We start from the raw sequence: 19,922 nt of genomic DNA, 5'->3' as shown, positions 1-19,922 counted from the left end.
GTTCCGTTTTCCCCTTTCGCGTGTTACGCGTTTTGCCGACGATCAAGCAATACTGCAAACAATATAACTGCACCTTTTACGACGAGTTGGAAGAATGATGATACGCCAAGAAGGTTCAATCCGTTATTTAATGTTCCGATGATCAACGCCCCAATCAACGTCCCGACAATCCAGCCGCGACCACCCGCAAGACTCGTTCCCCCGAGAACGACCGCTGCGATGGCATCGAGTTCATACGATGTTCCTGCTGTAGGTTGTGCGGAATTGAGACGTGACGTCAAGATGATGCCAGCGAGTGCCGCAAGCATACCGGATAGCGAATAAATCATGATTTTGACTTTATTGACGCCAATCCCCATCAATTTAGCCGCTTCTTCATTCCCACCAATCGCATACGTATGACGACCAAATGTCGTCTTCTTCAAGATGAAGTAAAGGACACCGAATGCGAGTAGCATCGTCAATGCCGGCACCGGAATGATCCAGAAATAACCACGTCCGAGCATCTCAAACCAACCGGAATTCCCGAGACCCGTAATCGGTCTTCCGTCCGTATAGACGAGCGTCAATCCCCGATAAATGGTCATCGTAGCCAATGTCGCGATGAACGGTGCCACTTTTCCGTACGTGATGACCGCCCCGTTGAACGCTCCGAGAACGGCACCTGCAATCAAGCCGAGTGCAACGGCCATAACCGCATGTTGACCGTCCACCATCATGCCTGCCACCAGTGCAGAAGCGAGCGCCAAAATCGAACCGACCGATAAATCGATGCCCCCTGTCAGGATGACAAACGTCATCCCGAAGGCAATCAAGGCATTGATCGACACTTGGCGGAGTACGTTAAAGATATTATTTAATGATAAAAATCCTGGTTCGAGCGCCGTCACGACGACGACGATGACGAGTAGACCGAACAGCGGTCCTAATTTTTGTCCCCATCCGAGTCGACCCGGGCGCTTCAGCGAAGTTGTTGCTTTCAATTCCATATCATTGCCCTCCTGTCGCATACGTCATTACTTTTTCTTGTGTCGCCTCTTCTTTCGTGAGCGTTCCGGTTACGACACCTTCCCGCATGACAACGATCCGATCACTCATCCCAAGCACTTCCGGTAAATCAGAAGAGACCATGATGATGGCGACACCTGATTCCGCGAGATCGCTCATGATATTGTAAATCTCTTTCTTAGCACCGACGTCGACGCCTCGGGTTGGTTCATCCAAAATCAAGACGTCCGGTTCGACACCTAACCATTTACCGAGCACAACCTTCTGTTGATTCCCACCAGACAGCGACTTCACTTTTTGTTCCATCGAATGATGTTTGACCCGCAATTTTTGTAAGTATGTCTCGGCGAACGTCTCCTCCTGTTGCTTCGAGATGACCGATCCTTTTGCTCGTTTATCAAGTGTCGGGAGCGACAGGTTTTCTCTTAGCGAGAAATCGAGGAGTAAGCCCTCTCCTTTTCGGTCCTCTGTCAAAAACGCGATACCGTGCTTGATGGCGTCGGCTGGGGTCTTGATTCGAATCGGTTTCCCATTCAGTTTAATGCCCCCCCCTTTGTGGGTGTCTGCTCCGAATAGCGCACGCATCACCTCGGTACGCCCCGCTCCCATCAATCCAGAAAACCCAACGATTTCTCCGGCACGAACGTTGAACGATACGTTGTGGAACCGGTTACCTATTAAATCATCCACCTCGATCACGACGTCCCCAAGTGTAGCGGTACGCGTCGGATAGCGTTCTCCAATCTCGCGACCGACCATATCGCGCACCGTTTCCTCAAATGAGGTGTCCTGAATCATGCGAGTCGAAATGGATTGTCCATCCCGAAGTACCGTGATCCGATCACATAAGTCAAAAATTTCTTCCATTCGGTGTGAGATATAGATGATGGACACACCTTGATCACGTAAGGCCCGTGACACTGCGAAGAGTGCCTGGATTTCACGATCCGTCAAGGCGGCTGTCGGTTCATCCATGACGATGACCTTCGCATCCGTCATGAGCGCCTTGGCAATCTCAATCATCTGTTGCTGACCGACCGACAAATTGCGCGCCACTTCATCGACATCCATGAACACGTTCAATTCAGCCAAGTATTCTCGGGCACGTCTGGTCATTTCCTGCTGTTTGACCATCCCGAACGGTCCCGTCAGTTCTCGACCTAAAAACAGATTTTCTGTCACCGTCATCTCCGGTAAGATGTTGAGCTCCTGATGGATGAAGGCGATGCCTTCTTGCTCCGCTTCTTTTGGGTGCTTGAATTGACGTTTCGCGCCGTCGATGAGAATCTCGCCTTCATCCTGTGCATACAGACCGGTCATCACCTTCATCAATGTCGACTTCCCGGCCCCGTTCTCGCCCATAAGGGCATGAATCTCTCCAGGCAACAGTTCGAAATCGACTCCTTTTAAGACGGAGACTGGCCCGAACGACTTATGGATGCCTTTCAACTGAATATGCATCGAATCCCCCCTTAAAAAATGACCCCGGCATGTAAGATGACGTTGGCGTAAGGTGTCGCTTCCCCAGTTCGAATGACCACTTTCGCTTTTGCGACCTCCCGTTTGAAGTCTTCATGCGAACACATGTCGATGCTCGTGTACCGTTCTTTCAGTGAATCCGCAATCGTCGAATTGTGTGTGAGGATTTCCTCAGCAATCGTGATGCGCTCTACGACCAAATCCGATTCGACGACATCGAGCACCTCAAGAAAGGAAGGTTCCCCGATGCGGAGACTAAGATCGACCCGCTTGACCCCGTCTGGAATCGGTAGCCCACAATCGGCGATGACGACGCGATCCGTATGCCCGAGGTCGGCAAAGATTTTTGCTAAATGACTATTCAAAATTCCTTGTTTTTTCATCACACGCGCTCCAATCGTTGTTGTACATCTTGTCGTGTCGGCATACCACCTTGTGCACCGAAGTCTTCGACACTCATGCCGGATGCGACTACGGCAAACCGTACGGCCGTCTCCAAATCGTCTTGTTCGATGAGGGAGACAGCGAGTGCACCGTTGAACGTGTCACCTGCTCCTGTTGTGTCGACGACGTTTGCTCGGATGGCTGGCACATGACGGACGTCTCGTCCGTCATGGAATCGAACGCCATGGACGCCTTCCGTGACGAGTAACTTGTTCGGATAACGTTTGAGAACATCATCTACGGACATTCCGTTGAATAAGTCACGGCATTCATGTTCGTTCGGCGTTAAATACGTGACGTCCTCAATCACTTCTGGTGGAAGCGGTTGAGACGGTGCCGGATTGAGTAGCACCGGAATCCCTTTCTCTTTACAGTAAGCGGTCACTTGTTTTACCGTCTCGATTGGAATTTCGAGTTGCAGGAGCACGAACGCCTGCTCGTCGAGAAAATGTTCGAGCTCCTCATCCGTGAAAACGACTCGTTTGTTCGCCGATTGGACGACGACAATCGAATTATCCCCTTCTGCTAATACGATATGGGCCGTACCCGTCACTTCCTCCGGTATGATCTGAACATGCGTGACATCGACATCGTGTCGTTTGAAGTTTTCAACAACCTGTTGACCGAACGGATCACTTCCCACGCAACCGACCATCTGAACAGTGCCGCCTAATTTGGAGGCAGCGACCGCTTGGTTCGCACCTTTTCCCCCTGGAACGGTGCGGAACGACTCACCGATGACCGTTTCTCCGGCTTGTGGCCGTTTGTCGGATGTGACGACAAGATCCATCGATATACTGCCAATGACAACAATGCGTTTCATTCTTTATCTCTCCTTCCGCTTTGTTGTGTGTCTTTCAAGTAACGTGACCGGTAATAACATCTCTTTCGGTCGCGTGTCTTTTTTCTCAATCAAATCGAGCAATCGTTCTGTCGCCACTCGCCCCATCTCATAGATAGGCTGGACGATGGTCGTCAGCGGCGGAGACGTCATCTCGCCTAATTCGATCCCGTCATATCCGATGACCTGTAGCTCTTCTGGGACACGAATGTCTCGACGGACTGCTTCCTGTAATACGGCGGCTGCAATCACATCGTTCGCTGCGAAAATGCCATCGAATGGCCAAGCATGGTCGAACAGCTCTTGGGACGCTTTCAATGCGTCTTTGAACGTGAACGTGGACTCGGTCATCCCGACGAGCTTCTCTCCCGCTACTTCGACAAATCCTTCGGTTCGGCGTTTGACCGTTTTGAGATGATCCGGTCCGGCAATGTGTGCCAGTCGTGTCGCACCACGTTGTAACAGCGTGTCGGCCGCCAACTTTCCACCCTCATATCCATCTGATACAACGGCGTCGATCCCCGCTTTTACGATTCGGTCTAGTGCGACCATCGGTAAATCCAACGTCTCATAATTCGGATTGTGCGAATGATTTGTTGTAATAATCAGGCCATCGACGTGCATCGTTTGCAAGGCGACTAAATACGTCTGTTCTTTTTCAAGTTGTTCATCCGTGTTACATAAGACGACTTGATACCCATGTTGATTGGCGACATCCTCAATCGCCCGAGCCAGCTGTGGAAAGAACGGGTTCGTGATATCTGGCATGATAAGTCCAATCAAATTCGACGATTTTTTATAGAGCGAACGAGCAACTCGGTTCGGCGCGTAATTCAGTTCCGCAATCGCCTTTTCGACCGCTTCTTTCGCCTCTTCGCTCACATATCCGCTTTTATTCATAACGCGTGATACGGTCGCCACTGAGACGTTCGCATGTTTTGCTACTTGCTTGATGGTCGCCATTTGACATCCTCCGTTCTGGAAACGCTTACAAAACCATCTTAATGTGTAACCGGTTACATATCAAGGGATTTTTATGATTTCATGAAAAAACACATTGAAATCGTGCTTCAATGTGTAGAGAACGTCGGATTTAATTGGACATGGACGAGGTTTTCTACCGTTCGTCCGTCGAGCCGGGTCAATTCTTGTGTTTTCGTGAACGCATAAGTGAACCCACACTTCTCAACGACGCGTCGCGATTGGTCATTGAAGCTGAAATAGCCGCACCAAATCCGTTCTAACCCTAACGCTTCAAATCCGAATCGGATCATCGCCTGAACGGCTTCTGGCACGTAACCATTTCCCCAATAATCTGGACTGAGCACATAACCGATCTCACGCTGTGCATCATGTTGAATCGACGGGTCTGGTCTTCGGTCGTGTAACCCGATGCTACCGATCACTTGCCCGGTCTCTTTCAAGACGATGGCCCATACATCTGCTTCCTCGATAAACAGTTGAATGACGTCCCTTGTTTCTTCAATCGATTCATGAGGTGCCCAACCCGCCATCGGTCCGACTCGCTCATCTTTTGCATAATGATACATATCCTCTGCGTCCTCTAGCGTAAATGCTCTTAAGACCAACCGTTCTGTCTCCATCTTGATCATATAAATCCATCCTTTTCCTTCAAGTTGTTTCCTCCACCGACCTAATGGGAAACGTTAGGCGAGGAGGAATGAACATGCCATTTGACTATGATTTAAATTTTGATGAAATCGACTTCCGAAAACAACCCGAACTGTACCGGGTCGGTCGTGGCGAACAAGGTGTGCTACTCGTCGAACCGTATAAAAGTGAAATTTTGCCTCATTGGCGATTTAAGACGCCTGAGATTGCGAAGCAATCTGCCGAAGAAATCATGGAATTGTTTGAAGCGTATCGCGCGAACGACGATTTCGTCGGGATGGACATGTCCCGAAAGTTCATCCAAATGGGTTACACACGAGCCCGACGCTATGCCAATTATAAAGGTGGTCGTAAATATAAAGAAGACGGTGACCTCCATGAGCGCGAAATCGACGAAGAGAAGGCAGAGTCTGCCCGCATCTTCAAAACATATTGGGATCAACTTCGTGCCGATGAGGATTATTTGCGACGTAAAAAGGCACATCAGAAAAAATATGGTTAATCGCGTACCATCACTTGAAACGGAATCACATTTCGCTCGAATGATGTGATGGTACGAAATCCAACCGTTTCGTATAGATGAATCGCTCGTTCGTTGAAGGAGGCGACCGTCAAGCGAAGCGGTTTGCCCCGTTCCATCGCTCTCTCCATGACGTATGTCACAAACGATTTTCCATATCCTTTCCCCGTCAAATCAGGTCGCATCCCCAACCCGATATCCGTAAATTCTAAACAATACGGATATGTCGAATTGGGCACTTGAGCCGGGGAACCGATGCAATAAAATCCAATCAGCTCATGCTCCTCTACAATCACCTGATACGTCATCAACTCGGCGATTCCCTCTTCAGAAGGCGATTGATTATAGAAGTCATAAGGAGCTCCATAGGTCCATTCTTGAATTTGACATGCCCATTCACGCGTCATCGGTCAGTGATGCATTCGTCTTCCCTCCGTACTCTTTTCACGATTTCTATGTAAAAAAGATGAGGTTGCCCTCATCCTTATTTTCGAGTCCATTCTGCCGTCATCGCTACGTCTGCTGCATGCATGAGATTATGAATTGGACAACGTGCCTCGACAGCCTTCCTTAATGCTTCGATTCGCTCATCCGATTCGGTCGTATCCAATACGATTTTCATATGTGTCGACTCAAAGTAAGTTCGGACACCTTCCATCCCTTGGAATCCTCGAGGATCGAGCGTCCCTTCTGTTACAAACTCGACCCCTTCATACTCAAAGTTCAAATCCTGGGCGGCATAGGCAATCATGATGGTCGTACAGGACGACTGGGCACCGAGAAGATACTCGAGTGGATTCGGTCCCTTGTTCGTCCCACCGAGTCGTTCTGGCTCATCCACGATAAATGGGGTGTGATCGCCTACACGCACAGTCGTCTTAACGCCTCCGGCTTCTCCTTCGGCGCGCATCGTTACTAATGGTCTTTCTGACATGTTGCATCCTCCTCTCCATAATCAAACACAACTATTTTCCCTTTATTTCGGACCATGTAACGCCTCGTCATAGATGGCGTAATCATTTTTTCCATCTTGCTTGATCTGATACATCGCCTGATCCGCTTTATGGATCAACGTGTCTAAATTTGTTCCTTGGTCGGGAGCATGACTGACCCCAATACTCGCACGGATTGGAATCTTCACATCGGACGTGTGGTAAGGGTTTTGATTTAACGTCATCTGAAGTTCGTGAATAAATGCAAGCACTTCCGATTCTGTTAAATCCACTAAATAAATATAAAACTCATCCCCGCCAACACGAGAGGCCAAGCCAACGTCTCGTGTCGACGCTTCCAGCAATCCACCCAAATGAGTTAAGAAATAATCTCCAATCTGGTGACCGTACGTATCATTGACTGCTTTAAAACCGTCCAAATCAATAATCAATAAAGACAGCATCGAGGAACTAAGCAACGCCTGGTCTGCGCGTTCATAAAATGCACGTCGGTTCGCCAGCTTCGTCAGTGGGTCATGATAGGCAAAGAATCGGATTGTTTGCTCGGCCTCTTTAAACGAGTGGACATCCCGAATGATAATCATCCCGTGAATCGTGCGGTCGATATCGACAAAATCACCATCGATGACGACGTAAAGCTCTTGCCCAGACTTTGTCATAATCTTCGTTTCAAACTCTATAAACTTTTTACGTGTCCGAAAATGTTGGCTGTAGTGTTCCATCCACTCTGCTTTTTTCTTTTCTGGCAACAAATCGATAAACCGTTCATTCACGACACGGACAGTATGAAATAGCGTGCGTGCGGCCGGATTCGCACTTTCCACCCTCCCATCCGGGTCAATCAACAAGATGGCGGATGGATTTAAATTATAAAGTGTCCCATATCGTTTTACATAAGAGGTTAAGAAGTCTAAACGATTCATCGCAACGACCAATGCTACCGCCCAAACAAGCCCCCCATACATGTATGAATAGGGTGGGATCAACCCACGAAATTGAAAGTAGCCGAATACAATATCCCATATTAGTACGGCATTTGCAGTCCAAAAAAGCATGCGCAATACGCGTTGGTGTTCTCTTCGTTCCGCACGCTTCAATGCATAAAAAATGAGACCAATAATCAATAGATGAAAAATGTTTCCGACGGTCAACGTAGTTAAATACGATGAGTTGAACTCAGGATAAATCCAAATGCCTACTTGTTCAAACTGTTGACTGTTGATGATATTCTCCTGACGGACATACGTCAACACAACAGGAATCAATGGTAAATAGACGACCCATGGATACAACCACTTCGGTGCCTTTGCGCCGACGCCTGTGATACTTAATATGAAATGAACAGAGAAGATAAAAATGAAAATCCCAGCGTTCCCAAACCAATAGGCAATGAGTGCCGGACTGTATTCAATCGGCGATAGATGGCGGACAAATTCAGCCAAGAAGAGCATTGAATAACCGAACACAAACAGGCTCAGCAAACGATGCTCGACTTTATTCGGATTTCGTTGAAAGACATCGAGTGCTAAAAAGCCGAGTAAAAATGACGGCAACAAATAGACCGCCAGATAAATGAACATCTCGGTCATGCGGAACCTCCTCACCTGTTCGTATTCTTCTATTTCGTTATCCTGCGTTCTTTTCCCTCTTTAACGCGACAAAAAACGGGATGATTTTCTCATCCCGTTTTTGATGTCACACACTTATAGCGTTTCTTCGATTGGGGTATCCCCTTTGATCAAATCAATTGCTTTGTTCTGCACGTTTGAATGGTTATGAAGGACATGCACCAAGAATGATGCGACGTCTTCGCGTGGAATCTCTCCACTTCCCTCGAATTTCGTGTTCACTTTGCCCGTTCCCGCATCATCTGTCAATGCACCCGGACGAACAATCGTGTACGTGAGTCCACTCTGTTCGAGTAAACGATCTGCATGATGCTTCGCTACGTAGTACGGCTTCATCGAATCTGGCCAAGCTGAGCGATCCTCCGCTTTCAAGGCACTGACCATGACGAAGTGTTTGATGTTCCCGTTCGCTTGTGCTGCTTCGATACTCTTCGCTGCACCGTCTAGGTCGATCAAGAGTGTCTTGTCTGCTCCAGTACTTCCACCAGAACCTGCCGCGAATACGATAACATCCATTCCATCAATCGCTTTTTGCAAATCATCTACTGAACCTTCGAGGTCACCGAGTACCGCATTGTACCCTTTTGACTTAAAATCCTCGAGTTGTTCTTCTTTACGCACCATCGCCGTGACGTGATGCTTTCCTTCCTTGTGTAACTTCTCCACCAATTGATGGCCAATTTGACCGTTTGCACCGATTACAAATACGTTCATCTGTCTTCCTCCTCAAAAATGAATTCAGAGACAAGCGAAACGCCGGGTAGCCGTTGCTACATCCGGTGCAGAAGCAATGGCAGAAATGACGGCAACGCCGTCTGCCCCGTCACGAATGATTGAAGGCACATGCTCTGGACGAATACCTCCGATCCCCACAATCGGAAGCAGTGGATAGTGATGGCGAACTTGTTGAATCAGTTCCGTGCCACGCACATGTCCTGCATCCAGTTTACTTTGCGTCTCATGAATCGGACCAATGCCGACATAATCTGCAAATGGAAGAGCCGTTCTGACTTCCTCCATCGTATGGACAGACACCCCCAACCATTTATCTGGTCCTAGCCGTTCTCGAACCTGTTTGGCAGGTAAGTCGTCTTGTCCGACGTGAATGCCATCCGCGTCAATCGCGAGCGCCAAGTCGACGTCGTCATTGATGATGAACGGAACACCCGTTTCTCGACACAGACGTTGGAGCGTCCTTGCCATCGCTTCTTTTTTATCTCCATACAATGCATCTTTACCTTTTTCGCGAAATTGAAAACATGTCACACCACATCGAAGTGCCGTTTTGACGGTCGCCACCAAATCGGACGCGTCCGTCGTTCCACACACAAAGTAAAGGCGAAGCTGCTTAGCGAGCGCTTGTTTCGTACAGAACGTCAACGGTAATCACCTCTTCTTTCGCTAAACGATGTCCCCAATGATTCGTCGGTCCATGCCCCTGTCCAATCGATAATCCATGTGCAATCGCCTGATGAATAAACTGCTTCGCATCTACGACGGCTTGGCGTAGTGTCTTCCCATACGCTAGTTCGGCCGTCAATGCGGCAGAGAACGTACATCCCGTCCCGTGCGTATCTTTCGTTTGGATTCTAGGCGCTTTTACACAGAACGTTTCAGTCTCGCTCATAATCAAATCAACGGCCTCCACATCATCCGTATGCCCACCTTTGATAATGACGGTATCGACACCAAGTGCTCGAATCGCCTGTGCGGCTTTCATGCGGTCTGCCTCGGTTCGAATTTCCATTCCTGCCAGCACTTCTGCTTCAGGAATATTTGGGGTCACGATGGTCGCCTGTGGTAGCAGCTTCGTGCGCAGTGCTTCGACTGCACTTTCCTGTAGCAAGGAGGCGCCACCTTTCGCCACCATGACAGGATCGACTACTACATGTTCGAAATGGTATCGTTCGAGCCCCTTCGCTACCGCTTCAATTCGTTCAGCGTCCACCAACATCCCGGTTTTACAGGCGGTGATGTTAAAATCATCCGCTACCGCTTCAATTTGTTGGTTAATCATTTCCGTGGAAATCGCTTCAATCCCATGGACCCCAAGTGTGTTTTGAGCGGTAATCGCAGTCAACACGCTCGTCCCGAATACACCGAGTTCTTGAAACGTTTTAAGATCGGCTTGAATACCGGCCCCTCCTCCTGAGTCAGATCCTGCAATCGTCAACACTTGAGGTCTCATGATGTCGACACCTCAATTCGATTCGTCGGGATGGTATGCTGTGCCAATTGATGGAGCGCATTTAAAAAGTGAATCGGGAAGTCTCCCGGTCCTTCCGCCCGTTCACTCGCCAACTCACCGCAATAGGCGTAGCCTGACATGGCGGTCACCGTCGCTTTAAGGGTGTTCTTTTCGACTGCTAAGCAAGCCCCTACCACTGCACTGAGTAAACATCCTGTACCGGTCGTCTCGGTCATGCGTTTCGTCCCGCCATGTATTTCCATAACGACGTTCCCGTCGCTTACCATATCTTCTTTTCCAGTCACGGCCACGACACATCCGTATCGTCTCGCTGCTTCAAGCGCCAATTGTCGAGGCTCGCATGCACCGTCACCAGCATCGACACCACGAGCCGCCCAATCGACGCCAATCAATGTCGCAATCTCTCCTGCATTCCCTCGAATGACCGATACACGAACATGACGCAAAATGCGTTCGACCACATCTCGTCGAAATGACGTCGCTCCGACACCGACCGGGTCGAGTATAATCGGGCATCCCGCTTCGTTCGCAGCCTGACCTGCGCGAATCATCGTCGCTTCCGTCATCGTTCCAAGTGTACCGATGTTAAGTACGAGCGCATCGCTCACGAATGTCATCTCCGCTACTTCTTCGATTGCATCCGCCATGACAGGAGAGGCGCCGATGGCGAGCAATCCATTCGCCGAAAAGTTCGCCACGACCGTGTTCGTGATATTGTGAATCAATGGCGCCTGCTGTCGAATCTCATTCCAAATCTCATGTCTCATTGGTTGACCTCCTGCGACAATGACCACGACTCAAGCGTCCAAGCCATTTCCCAAAAAGCGACTTCGTAATAGCAACTCTTCAAGAATAGTTTCGTATAGCGCACGCGCTCTTCTTCTGTCGCTTGACCAGCCAGTTCATCCAAACGATCAATTTGCTCTTCCACCAGCTCACGGAACCACTCCGAACCATACGTCGCAATCCAAGCTGAATAAATCGGATGATCAGGACGCTTGTCTTTAAGACGTTCTCCAATCTCGTAATACACCCAATAACACGGAAGGATTGACGCCAATACGTCCCCGAGAGTCGGTCCTGCCTGTTGCATATGAAGGGCATATGCATAAGCGGTCGGTGCTGGCTCAAATGTCGCCAATTCGACATCCGTCACGTTCAGCATCGTAAAGAACTCTCGATGAAGGGAGAGTTCCGCCTCAATCGTGTGTAGCGCATGCGTCAAAAAGCGGCTCGATAGTTCCATCGTCGGAGCGAGGGTTGCCCCTTTGGCCTGCACTTTTGAAAACTGATTCAAATAGTATGAGTCTTGCATGACGTAATGTCTGAATTTCTTCTCATCGAGCGTCCCTTCTCCGAGTGAACGAACAAATGGGTGATGAAAGCTTGCTTCAAACAATCCATCCGCCTCTTGACGTAAGTGATCTGTAAATTTCATAATAACTCCCCCTTATAAACTGATAAAAAAGACGCCGCCTCCCATAACGGAAGCGGCGTCTCGAACAATCATATCTAGGTGAAGCCATATGAGTCGTCTCGCCCACTTCCCTACGCTAGCGTGAACTAGATCAGGTTCGAAGGGTCTGGACCATGTCCATCTCAGCCGCGTGACGCGACTCCCCTAGTGGCAAACATTATGAAATTCAGTCGTCTTCGACCACATTCTATCAATCTTTTCATCAATTGCAAACCTTTTCTGATTCCGTTTCCTATTCTTCGTTACGGGAATGGGTAAGTGACTCTGTTCGTACTGAAAAGGATGTGTAGAGATTGAATACCATTTTATTGACGATTGCCTTACTGTTCATCAGTTTGAACGTATTTTGGTTTTTCAAACGTCGAACGTACAAGCAAACAGGATTTGATGGAAGATTGTTCACTCAGTTGTTCGTCAGCCTATTCGGTGTCATGTTAGGATTCACATTGATTTATTATGCACTGTCTCGTGATTCAGTCATTCTCGTGACTTCACTCGAATCCATGAATGCCGTCGAACCGACTTGGGAAAATTTATTGTATTTTAGCGGTGTCACTTTACTTTCGATTGGCTTTGGTGATTTGTTACCGGTCGGTTTAACCCGATTATTCGCTATCATCGAAGGCGCCATCGGTATTTTGTTACCGAGTGCCTTCTTCATCAAATCGATTTATCAAAAAGACAAGTGAAAATCTTCCTATCGTCCCGTGATGAGTAAAAACATATTAAATGCCACGAGACCAAGGGGAAGCATCGCAACCAAAATAATCGGCCATTTCTTTAAACGAATGCCGACAAAGAGGACCAGACTTCCAACAAGTAGGGCAATAAATGTCGTGTATGGATTCATGAAAAAACGCTCCTTTCTCTATAAGGAGCGTTTCCCGGCTCTCGCCGTCATTAATCGTTTGAATGTCGAAGTGTTGCACATGCGGAACGAACACGTCTTGCTTCTTCTTCTCGGAACACGAAATCGCCTTGTTCGGCGACGCGTTGCGCGCAAAAGAAGAAGAGTGATTGTAATCGATCATGTGTATCTTCAATGGCACTCAACTCAGCTGAAGCGTATGTTGCCGTGAGCATCTCCCATAACTCTTCTGGCAAATGGTCGCGGATCCCGTCACCGGACTTCCCTAGATTCACGGAGAATTCCGTCGCATAGCCAATGTTCCACTCCATCATCTGACGGAGCATATTCCGCATGATATCGAGGTGGTCGAGCGCGTATAACACCTGGTGTCGTTTGATTCCTTTGACAACATAAAGTGACACCCACCAAAACTCATTCCAACATGCCGCATACTCGTCAGCAGACGGACGTTTCACACGATACGACATGTCTGACGGCGTGACGACCGGATGATGATCTCGGTCAAAGATGATTTGACTGAGCGAGTCGGCTTCAAGCATGGTTTCAAGTTGATCCACACTTCGAATCGTCAAATCAATCCGATGTCCGTCCACATATTGCACTAAAAACGTTATATGTCGTCCGGAATCAGTCGTTTCAGGTGTCTGCATGATCAAGACCTCTCCAAACGTGTCAATCCAAGAACGATCAATCGCAACCGCTTGAACGTCTTCCACATAAAAGGCAAGGTCGACATCCTGATATGGATCTGGTTGGATATTCGGATTGACGAGTGAGCCGTTCAAGACGACCGTTCGAATCTGTTCACGTTCTTTTGCGAACGCAATCAACTGTTCAATGATTTGTTCTGGTTTCATTCTACAATCGCCCCCAATGAGCGCGCGACTTGAATCGCCTGCATCGCGTCTAGTTTTGTTTGTTGTAACGTCACGTTCGAAAAATCAACCCCGTCGACAAGTGCTCCTCTGAAGTCGGCGCCACGGCACACCGCATGTTGAAGTGTCGCCCGTGACAAGTCCGCCTGATGCCAAACCGTTTCGGTCAAGTCCGTTCCATACAGGTCCGCCTCGACCAAACGAACGTGGGACCAATCCATCTTCTTGAGCGACACGTGACGAAGGTTGACGAATGACCAATCCCCTTCCGTTACCCGGACGCCTTCAAACTGACTCTCCTCAAAGGAAGATCCCGTCATTTTACATTGCTCAAACTCACTCATGAACAAATTGGCACCATGGAATTGACAGTTTAAAAATGAACTCCCGACATGACGGGACGCATTCCATTTTGAATCCGTGAAGTCGCAGTTGATGAACTGACAGCGTTCCGTCTGTAGTTCCGTCGCATCGACGTATGTGAAGCGACAGTTCTCGAACGTGACGTGTGACAACACTTCGTCACGGAGTGTCACGTCACGAAAATTTTCATCTCGATATTGCGTATGTGGTTGAAACATATGATCCCTCCTTCAGGTATACTAGAACAGATTACAATGATTGGAAGTGATATAGATGGATCTCGTATTTCCTACTGAACACGGCGTTTTCAATTACCGCGTTGCTGGTATTTTTGTGAAAGACGGTCACTTATTGATTCACCGAAACATCCGAGATGACTTTTGGGCATTACCCGGGGGGCGCGTCACGCTCGGTGAAGAAGCCGCAACCGCCCTCGCACGCGAGCTACATGAAGAGTTGAACATGCACGTGACTGATACCACGTTCGCTTTCGTGCACGAGAACTTATTTACGTACAACAATCAGCCGTTTCATGAGATTGGACTGTACTTTTATGTAGACGGTGACCTCCCGCTCCAAGACGGAGACTTTTATGGACCTGAAGGAGATCACCTGATTTATCGTTGGATAAAGCTTGACCGTCTACAAGACGTCACGCTTTATCCGGAAATACTCGCTCAACTCCCGAACCGTTTGCCAACTCATTCACTCAATCCAGCTTGAACTTAGAGTAGCGATTTCAACTCGTTTAAATGTCGAATCTCATACGTTGACTCAATCGTCGCAGCCACTTCGTTCGGATTGAACCAGCACGTATCCAAACCATACATCCGCCCACCGGCGATGTCTGCCGTGACCGAGTCACCGATAATCAAACCTTTCTCTGGCGCTACATTCGGGATTCGGTCGAAGACGTAGTCGAAAAACGGTTTCATCGGTTTTTGCGAGCCGGTCGCATCCGATACGAAGACATCTTGGAAGTACGGCAATAGTCCAGATGACTCTAACCGTTTGAATTGCGTCTCTGTCACACCGTTTGTGACGATATAGAGTGGATAGTGCGCGCTCAGTGTTTGGACAATCTCTAACGCACCGTCAATCATGTGTACGCCTGCATGTAAGTAGTCCCGATACTGCTGTTCGACCTGCGGACCGTCCACCGTGAGACCGAGCGAATCGAACAGTTTCGTGTGACGACCGATGAGCACTTCTTCCCGGTCCACTTCGCCGCGCTCAAACGCACGCCACAGGCCCGTGTTGATGTCAACATAGCGCGACTTCACCTCATCCGTCATCCGGACGTTGTAGGATGCAAGTAACTGTTCCAAGGCAACATGTTCACTTTGTTTAAAATCTAGTAGCGTGTCATCAATATCAAATAAAATCGCTTCATAACGTTTCATATTTCTTTCTAACTCCTCTCTTCGTCTAACTGTACAGGAAGTAGAAACGAACATCAAAAAAGGGAGATATGACGTATCCCCCTCTCAATGTCTATTAGATGACTCGTTTGATTTTTGAGCTCCATAATTAATCAATATCACGAGTACCCCAATCAATATCGCGACCGACCATGCGTGAACAACCCCACTGAGCGTTAACGGCTTGAAGAAGTATCCCCACAAGTAGGCCAAATAAATCGACACACCATACGATCCAAGCAAGGAAGCTAATACAAAGCGTATTTGCAAATGCCTCAAAGATTGTTTTGTTACCCACCAAATGATCACCGGTACAATCAAATATCCAAATGGAAAACCCCATACATAATCCATTGCCGCCACAAAAAATGCCCAAGGCACGAAGAGGAATAAACTCACACAGCAAGTTTTCATCGTCTGCTCCTAAACTTGTTGAATTTACTTGATTCAAGTTTACCAAATCCAATACATTGATATGTTTATTTTTCTAAAACAAGTGAATACTTCTTATGGTGAAGAAAAAACAAAGGAGTGTTCAAATATGCATACAAATTTTACGAACATGTACATCAATGGTGAGTGGGTAAATGGATCAAGTGAAAAGTCGATCGACAACGTCAATCCGTTCTCGAACGAGACGCTCTTCTCGATTCAATCAGCGGATGAAGAGGACTTGAATCGTGCTTATGAAGCAGCCAAAGCGTCTCAGGCGGACTGGGCCGACATGCTTCCACAAGCACGACGTGAGTTGATTGAGAAGTTTGCCCAGCTGACGATGGACAACAAAGACTTTATCGTCGACTGGCTCGTGAAAGAGTCCGGTAGTACACGTATCAAAGCAGAGAGTGAGTTCGCCGCATCAATGGCCATCATCAAAGAAGCCGCAACATTCCCTTTCCGTATGGACGGGCTCATCAAACCTTCGATCGTGCCGAATAAAGAGAACCGGGTATACCGCAAACCACTTGGGGTCATCGGCATCATCAGCCCATGGAACTTCCCGTTCCACTTGGCTGTTCGTTCAATCGTGACAGCTCTCGCGACGGGGAATACGGCCGTCGTCAAACCGGCCACGGCGACACCGGTCACGGGTGGTCTCCTATTCGCATCCCTCTTCGAAGAAGCAGGACTTCCGAAAGGTGTGCTCAACGTTGTCGTCGGACGAGGGTCTGAAATCGGGGACGCGATTGTCGAACATCCAATCCCACGTCTCATCTCGTTCACAGGTTCGACCGAGGTCGGACAAGGGATTGCGGAAAAGGCAGGTCGTTTGTTGAAGAAAACAGCACTTGAACTCGGTGGGAATAACGTGTTTGTCGTTCTCGATGATGCCGACCTCGACCGTGCCGTCGAATCAGCCGTCTACAGCAAGTTCTTCCACCAAGGACAAATCTGTATGTCGACGAACCGAATTCTCGTCGCCGAATCGATTCATGACGAGTTCGTGGAGCGTTATGTCGAGCGCGTTAAACAGTTGAAAGCAGGTAACCCGAATGAAAAAGATACGCAAGTCGGCCCGCTCATCGACCACGATCAAGTCGATCGCATCTTAGACCAAATCGAGAAAACGGTTGATGCCGGTGCGACCGTTCATACTGGCGGGACAGCGGACGGCAACGTCCTCGAACCGACCGTCCTCAGTGGCGTCACGAATGACATGCCGCTCGCGAAAAACGAAATATTCGGTCCTGTCGCGGTCATCCTTTCGTTTAAAGATGACGAAGAGGCTGTCCGTCTTTCGAACGAATTACCGTATGGATTGAGCGGTGCTGTCCACGGCTCGGTTTATCGTGCAACCAACTTTGCACGAAAAGTCGAAACCGGCATGATTCACATCAACGACCAGTCGGTCAACGATGAACCGCACATGCCGTTCGGGGGCGAGAAAAACTCTGGTCTCGGACGATTCAACGGTGAATGGGTACTCGAAGAGTTCACGACGCTCCAATGGGTGTCCATCATGCATGAACGTCGCGAGTACAAACCGTTCTTCTCGTAATACAAAAAGTGTTTCGGCAACTCGCCGAAACACTTTTTTAGATTTTCTTCACGAACTCCGACTTCAGTTTCATCGCACCAAGTCCCTCGATTTTACAGTCGATATCATGGTCACCTTCCACGAGTCGAATCCCCTTCACTTTCGTTCCTTGTTTGACGACAAGCGAGGTTCCTTTCACTTTCAAATCCTTGATCACGGTGACAGTGTCTCCGTCTTGAAGCGGGTTTCCGTTCGCATCTTTGATTTGTGACGCTGCTTCTGCTTCTGCCGCCTCACTCGGTGACCATTCATAGGCACATTCTGGGCATACAAGCAACGGGCCATCCTCGTACACATAAGATGATTGGCATTTTGGGCAATTCGGGTACTCAGTCATTCTATTTCCTCCATTCGATTCACTCGTTCCAGTATATCGTATGGTGGCTCCATCTTTCTAGACCGTTCACTCTTCGGTAGGCGATGCAGGACCTTCTAAATCAAGTTGATAAAACGATAAATCGAGCCATTTGCCGAATTTATATCCGGCATTTCGAATCGTACCGGAATGAACGAATCCAACTTTTTCATGCGCACGGATACTCGTCACGTTCGATGCGTCAATTCCACCAATCACCGTTTTCATTCCTCTCACTTCGGCGATACGGATGATTTCTTTTAACAGTTTGTTGCCAATGCCTTTCCCGCGGTAACCGGGATGCACGTATACAGAATGTTCAACCGTATAATGGTACGCTGGCCACGGACGGAACGGACCGAACGTCGCAAACCCCATGACGACGTCATCCTCTACCCATACGATGATTGGACAATCTTGCTCTTTCTTCTCCTCATACCATGCCACTCGATTCTCGAGTGTCACCGGTTGATAGTGATAGACGGCCGTACTGTTTACAATCGCATCATTGTAAATATGTAAAATCATTTGAAGATCATCTCGTCGACAATTGCGAATCATCCCCATACCACCTTTTCGTTTTTTTCATTATACGAATCCCCTCTTCAAAAGACACGAAAAAAGTGACCGGTCCCATCAACCGGTCACTCAAATCATGCGGCCAAGCGGTCACACATTGAGGCGCATTCTGTACAAACTCTTGCGCATTCCTGGCAATGTGCGTGCTTATGTTTCCCGCACTCCTGTGCGCATGCTTTACAGATGACTGCACACGCTCGCGCGAGTTCAGGAACGAATGCCGAATCACGCGTCATCGCTTCCGCAAGAAACGCACAGGCAGCGGCACATTCCCGATCCAGTCGGATACAATCAACCATCATCTGTACATCTTTTTCTTCTAAACAAGATTCCAGACAATAGTTGCACATTTCCACACATTCGTGGAGCATTTCGAGTTCGTTCGCATAGATACGATGAGCCATACATCATTCCCCTTTCGTTTCTTCTGCAATTTCGGACACGTTACTCCTGTTCCCTAATCGGTAAAAGAAAAACGACCCGGCTCAAGAATCCGGATCGTTCACGAACCTGCGATACAAGTAAGCGATTCGATTCAGTAATGTCTCGTCATATTGTTTCGGCATGAAACGATAGCGATATAATCGATACATTCGTTTCAAGTCTTCCCACTGATGATCGATTTGTTGCCCTTGTCTGAAGCGTGCCAAATCAATCAAGAATATCTGTCCGTTTGGCGTCAAAATGATATTACGCAAGTGGACATCCGATGGTGTCAGTCCTAGTAAACGTGCCTGTCGAAGCGCTTCATCCACTACCTCGATGTAAGAAGGGTCAATCCAGACGCCTTCCGTCAGACACTCAAACAGCGTCTTTCCTTCGATGTAATCCATCACTAAATATGACGGACCAGAATCATAGCACTTCGGAAAGTAAGGGAGTCCCTTAAGTTTTTCATAGATTGCTGCCTCTTCGGTTGCGATTTGTTCATAACCTGGAAAGAACACTTTAATGACACGATCCTTTTCCTTTAAACGAAACACGGCCGCACTTCGTCCAATTCCATGTAATCGAAGATCTGGGTGCATCGAGGCTACCTGAAACGAGTCACCCACCTGTTCGAAGGTGACGTCCGCATATTGTTCATAGTCACTCATCTGTCACGCCTCTTTCCTATTTCTCTTCCCTCTCATCATAGCGCATACAAGCTCATTTGACGCCAAAACTGCTTGAGTAGGTGACAAGTGACGTCTTTTCTCGTAAGACGTATAATGAAGAGCGACTGACAA

The 19,922-nt window shown here is 48.3% G+C and carries 27 protein-coding genes and 1 riboswitch; of the genes, 4 read left to right on the top strand and 23 right to left on the bottom strand.

Annotation, left to right across the window (positions count from 1 at the left end; genetic code table 11):
• Positions 1-23: 23 nt before the first annotated feature.
• The 6 genes from IRJ25_RS00415 to IRJ25_RS00390 all read right to left on the bottom strand — a co-directional run bounded on the left by IRJ25_RS00415 (position 24) and on the right by IRJ25_RS00390 (position 5,385).
• Positions 24-989 carry an ABC transporter permease subunit gene (locus IRJ25_RS00415; RefSeq protein ID WP_159563085.1) on the bottom strand — a complete coding sequence of 322 codons (966 nt, stop codon included), beginning with the start codon at positions 987-989 and terminating at the stop codon, positions 24-26.
• Position 990: 1 nt separating this feature from the next.
• Positions 991-2,469, bottom strand: coding sequence for a sugar ABC transporter ATP-binding protein (locus tag IRJ25_RS00410; protein ID WP_214784004.1), 1,479 nt, complete (start codon positions 2,467-2,469; stop codon positions 991-993).
• 11 nt (positions 2,470-2,480) lie between these two features.
• On the bottom strand, positions 2,481-2,870 hold the full coding sequence (gene rbsD, locus IRJ25_RS00405) for a D-ribose pyranase (RefSeq protein WP_012727563.1): 390 nt from the start codon (positions 2,868-2,870) through the stop codon (positions 2,481-2,483).
• Positions 2,870-3,754, bottom strand: a complete 885-nt coding sequence (gene rbsK, locus IRJ25_RS00400) for a ribokinase (RefSeq protein WP_214784007.1) — start codon at positions 3,752-3,754, stop codon at positions 2,870-2,872. Before rbsK ends, rbsD begins: the two co-directional genes overlap by 1 nt.
• A gap of 3 nt (positions 3,755-3,757) precedes the next feature.
• Positions 3,758-4,735: a LacI family DNA-binding transcriptional regulator gene (locus tag IRJ25_RS00395; RefSeq protein WP_159563088.1), complete on the bottom strand. Its 978-nt coding sequence runs from the start codon at positions 4,733-4,735 to the stop codon at positions 3,758-3,760.
• Positions 4,736-4,842: 107 nt separating this feature from the next.
• The gene (locus IRJ25_RS00390; protein ID WP_196431384.1) at positions 4,843-5,385 is read right to left on the bottom strand and encodes a GNAT family N-acetyltransferase; all 543 of its coding nucleotides are present in this window, start codon (positions 5,383-5,385) and stop codon (positions 4,843-4,845) included.
• A gap of 74 nt (positions 5,386-5,459) precedes the next feature.
• On the opposite strand from IRJ25_RS00390, the gene IRJ25_RS00385 reads away from it, so the two are divergent.
• Positions 5,460-5,906, top strand: coding sequence for a DUF4385 domain-containing protein (locus tag IRJ25_RS00385; RefSeq protein WP_196431385.1), 447 nt, complete (start codon positions 5,460-5,462; stop codon positions 5,904-5,906).
• Here the strand turns inward: IRJ25_RS00385 and IRJ25_RS00380 are convergent.
• The 8 genes from IRJ25_RS00380 to tenA all read right to left on the bottom strand — a co-directional run bounded on the left by IRJ25_RS00380 (position 5,903) and on the right by tenA (position 12,152).
• Entirely contained in the window at positions 5,903-6,331 is a 429-nt protein-coding gene (locus tag IRJ25_RS00380) for a GNAT family N-acetyltransferase (protein WP_269317516.1), read from the bottom strand. The two genes, IRJ25_RS00385 and IRJ25_RS00380, sit on opposite strands and share 4 nt — an antisense overlap.
• Before the next feature lie 77 nt (positions 6,332-6,408).
• Positions 6,409-6,858, bottom strand: coding sequence for an OsmC family protein (locus IRJ25_RS00375; RefSeq protein ID WP_074035459.1), 450 nt, complete (start codon positions 6,856-6,858; stop codon positions 6,409-6,411).
• Positions 6,859-6,900: 42 nt separating this feature from the next.
• A complete protein-coding gene (locus IRJ25_RS00370; RefSeq protein WP_269317515.1) occupies positions 6,901-8,466 on the bottom strand; it encodes a GGDEF domain-containing protein in 1,566 nt (521 codons plus the stop codon).
• Positions 8,467-8,580: 114 nt separating this feature from the next.
• Positions 8,581-9,219, bottom strand: coding sequence for an SDR family oxidoreductase (locus IRJ25_RS00365; protein ID WP_078147808.1), 639 nt, complete (start codon positions 9,217-9,219; stop codon positions 8,581-8,583).
• Between the two features lie 24 nt (positions 9,220-9,243).
• Positions 9,244-9,885 carry a thiamine phosphate synthase gene (thiE, locus tag IRJ25_RS00360; RefSeq protein ID WP_074035455.1) on the bottom strand — a complete coding sequence of 214 codons (642 nt, stop codon included), beginning with the start codon at positions 9,883-9,885 and terminating at the stop codon, positions 9,244-9,246.
• Positions 9,854-10,693, bottom strand: coding sequence for a bifunctional hydroxymethylpyrimidine kinase/phosphomethylpyrimidine kinase (gene thiD, locus IRJ25_RS00355; RefSeq protein ID WP_159563094.1), 840 nt, complete (start codon positions 10,691-10,693; stop codon positions 9,854-9,856). The genes thiE and thiD overlap by 32 nt, the downstream gene beginning before the upstream one ends.
• Positions 10,690-11,481, bottom strand: coding sequence for a hydroxyethylthiazole kinase (gene thiM, locus IRJ25_RS00350; RefSeq protein ID WP_078147811.1), 792 nt, complete (start codon positions 11,479-11,481; stop codon positions 10,690-10,692). The genes thiD and thiM overlap by 4 nt, the downstream gene beginning before the upstream one ends.
• The gene (tenA, locus tag IRJ25_RS00345) at positions 11,478-12,152 is read right to left on the bottom strand and encodes a thiaminase II (RefSeq protein WP_159563096.1); all 675 of its coding nucleotides are present in this window, start codon (positions 12,150-12,152) and stop codon (positions 11,478-11,480) included. Before tenA ends, thiM begins: the two co-directional genes overlap by 4 nt.
• 90 nt (positions 12,153-12,242) lie before the next feature.
• A riboswitch (TPP riboswitch) is annotated at positions 12,243-12,347 on the bottom strand.
• Positions 12,348-12,484: 137 nt separating this feature from the next.
• Here tenA and IRJ25_RS00340 point away from each other — a divergent pair.
• The gene (locus tag IRJ25_RS00340) at positions 12,485-12,880 is read left to right on the top strand and encodes an ion channel (protein ID WP_159563097.1); all 396 of its coding nucleotides are present in this window, start codon (positions 12,485-12,487) and stop codon (positions 12,878-12,880) included.
• A gap of 8 nt (positions 12,881-12,888) precedes the next feature.
• Here the strand turns inward: IRJ25_RS00340 and IRJ25_RS00335 are convergent, their stop codons facing one another.
• From IRJ25_RS00335 to IRJ25_RS00325, 3 genes are read right to left on the bottom strand one after another with little or no spacing between them, the layout of a single operon-like run.
• Positions 12,889-13,041 (bottom strand): hypothetical protein, encoded by a 153-nt coding sequence (locus tag IRJ25_RS00335; RefSeq protein WP_012727577.1) that lies wholly within the window; start codon positions 13,039-13,041, stop codon positions 12,889-12,891.
• A 50-nt stretch (positions 13,042-13,091) separates the two neighbouring features.
• Positions 13,092-13,919, bottom strand: a complete 828-nt coding sequence (locus IRJ25_RS00330) for an aminoglycoside 6-adenylyltransferase (protein ID WP_214784025.1) — start codon at positions 13,917-13,919, stop codon at positions 13,092-13,094.
• On the bottom strand, positions 13,916-14,518 hold the full coding sequence (locus tag IRJ25_RS00325) for a pentapeptide repeat-containing protein (RefSeq protein WP_214690368.1): 603 nt from the start codon (positions 14,516-14,518) through the stop codon (positions 13,916-13,918). The genes IRJ25_RS00330 and IRJ25_RS00325 overlap by 4 nt, the downstream gene beginning before the upstream one ends.
• Positions 14,519-14,573: 55 nt before the next feature.
• Here IRJ25_RS00325 and IRJ25_RS00320 point away from each other — a divergent pair, with 55 nt between their 5' ends.
• Positions 14,574-15,023 (top strand): NUDIX hydrolase, encoded by a 450-nt coding sequence (locus tag IRJ25_RS00320; RefSeq protein ID WP_074035444.1) that lies wholly within the window; start codon positions 14,574-14,576, stop codon positions 15,021-15,023.
• Positions 15,024-15,025: 2 nt separating this feature from the next.
• Here the strand turns inward: IRJ25_RS00320 and IRJ25_RS00315 are convergent, their stop codons facing one another.
• Both IRJ25_RS00315 and IRJ25_RS00310 read right to left on the bottom strand, forming a co-directional pair.
• Positions 15,026-15,703: a YjjG family noncanonical pyrimidine nucleotidase gene (locus IRJ25_RS00315; protein ID WP_214784028.1), complete on the bottom strand. Its 678-nt coding sequence runs from the start codon at positions 15,701-15,703 to the stop codon at positions 15,026-15,028.
• A 127-nt stretch (positions 15,704-15,830) separates the two neighbouring features.
• Positions 15,831-16,172, bottom strand: coding sequence for a hypothetical protein (locus tag IRJ25_RS00310; RefSeq protein WP_269317514.1), 342 nt, complete (start codon positions 16,170-16,172; stop codon positions 15,831-15,833).
• A 90-nt stretch (positions 16,173-16,262) separates the two neighbouring features.
• Between IRJ25_RS00310 and IRJ25_RS00305 the strand changes: the two genes are divergently transcribed.
• A complete protein-coding gene (locus tag IRJ25_RS00305; protein ID WP_269317513.1) occupies positions 16,263-17,720 on the top strand; it encodes an aldehyde dehydrogenase family protein in 1,458 nt (485 codons plus the stop codon).
• A 37-nt stretch (positions 17,721-17,757) separates the two neighbouring features.
• Here the strand turns inward: IRJ25_RS00305 and IRJ25_RS00300 are convergent, their stop codons facing one another.
• The 4 genes from IRJ25_RS00300 to IRJ25_RS00285 all read right to left on the bottom strand — a co-directional run bounded on the left by IRJ25_RS00300 (position 17,758) and on the right by IRJ25_RS00285 (position 19,790).
• Positions 17,758-18,096: a zinc ribbon domain-containing protein YjdM gene (locus IRJ25_RS00300; RefSeq protein WP_031421951.1), complete on the bottom strand. Its 339-nt coding sequence runs from the start codon at positions 18,094-18,096 to the stop codon at positions 17,758-17,760.
• 66 nt (positions 18,097-18,162) lie between these two features.
• Positions 18,163-18,675 (bottom strand): GNAT family N-acetyltransferase, encoded by a 513-nt coding sequence (locus IRJ25_RS00295; protein WP_031421949.1) that lies wholly within the window; start codon positions 18,673-18,675, stop codon positions 18,163-18,165.
• Positions 18,676-18,767: 92 nt separating this feature from the next.
• Positions 18,768-19,097: a four-helix bundle copper-binding protein gene (locus IRJ25_RS00290; protein ID WP_269317512.1), complete on the bottom strand. Its 330-nt coding sequence runs from the start codon at positions 19,095-19,097 to the stop codon at positions 18,768-18,770.
• An 81-nt stretch (positions 19,098-19,178) separates the two neighbouring features.
• Entirely contained in the window at positions 19,179-19,790 is a 612-nt protein-coding gene (locus tag IRJ25_RS00285) for a serine/threonine protein kinase (RefSeq protein ID WP_074035436.1), read from the bottom strand.
• Positions 19,791-19,922: the final 132 nt, after the last annotated feature.

Source organism: Exiguobacterium sp. KJ 601, assembly GCF_027161185.1.
Lineage (GTDB): Bacteria > Bacillota > Bacilli > Exiguobacteriales > Exiguobacteriaceae > Exiguobacterium > Exiguobacterium profundum.
The sequence above is the reverse complement of the archived record's forward strand: the minus strand, read 5'-3'. Positions and strand labels throughout refer to the sequence as shown.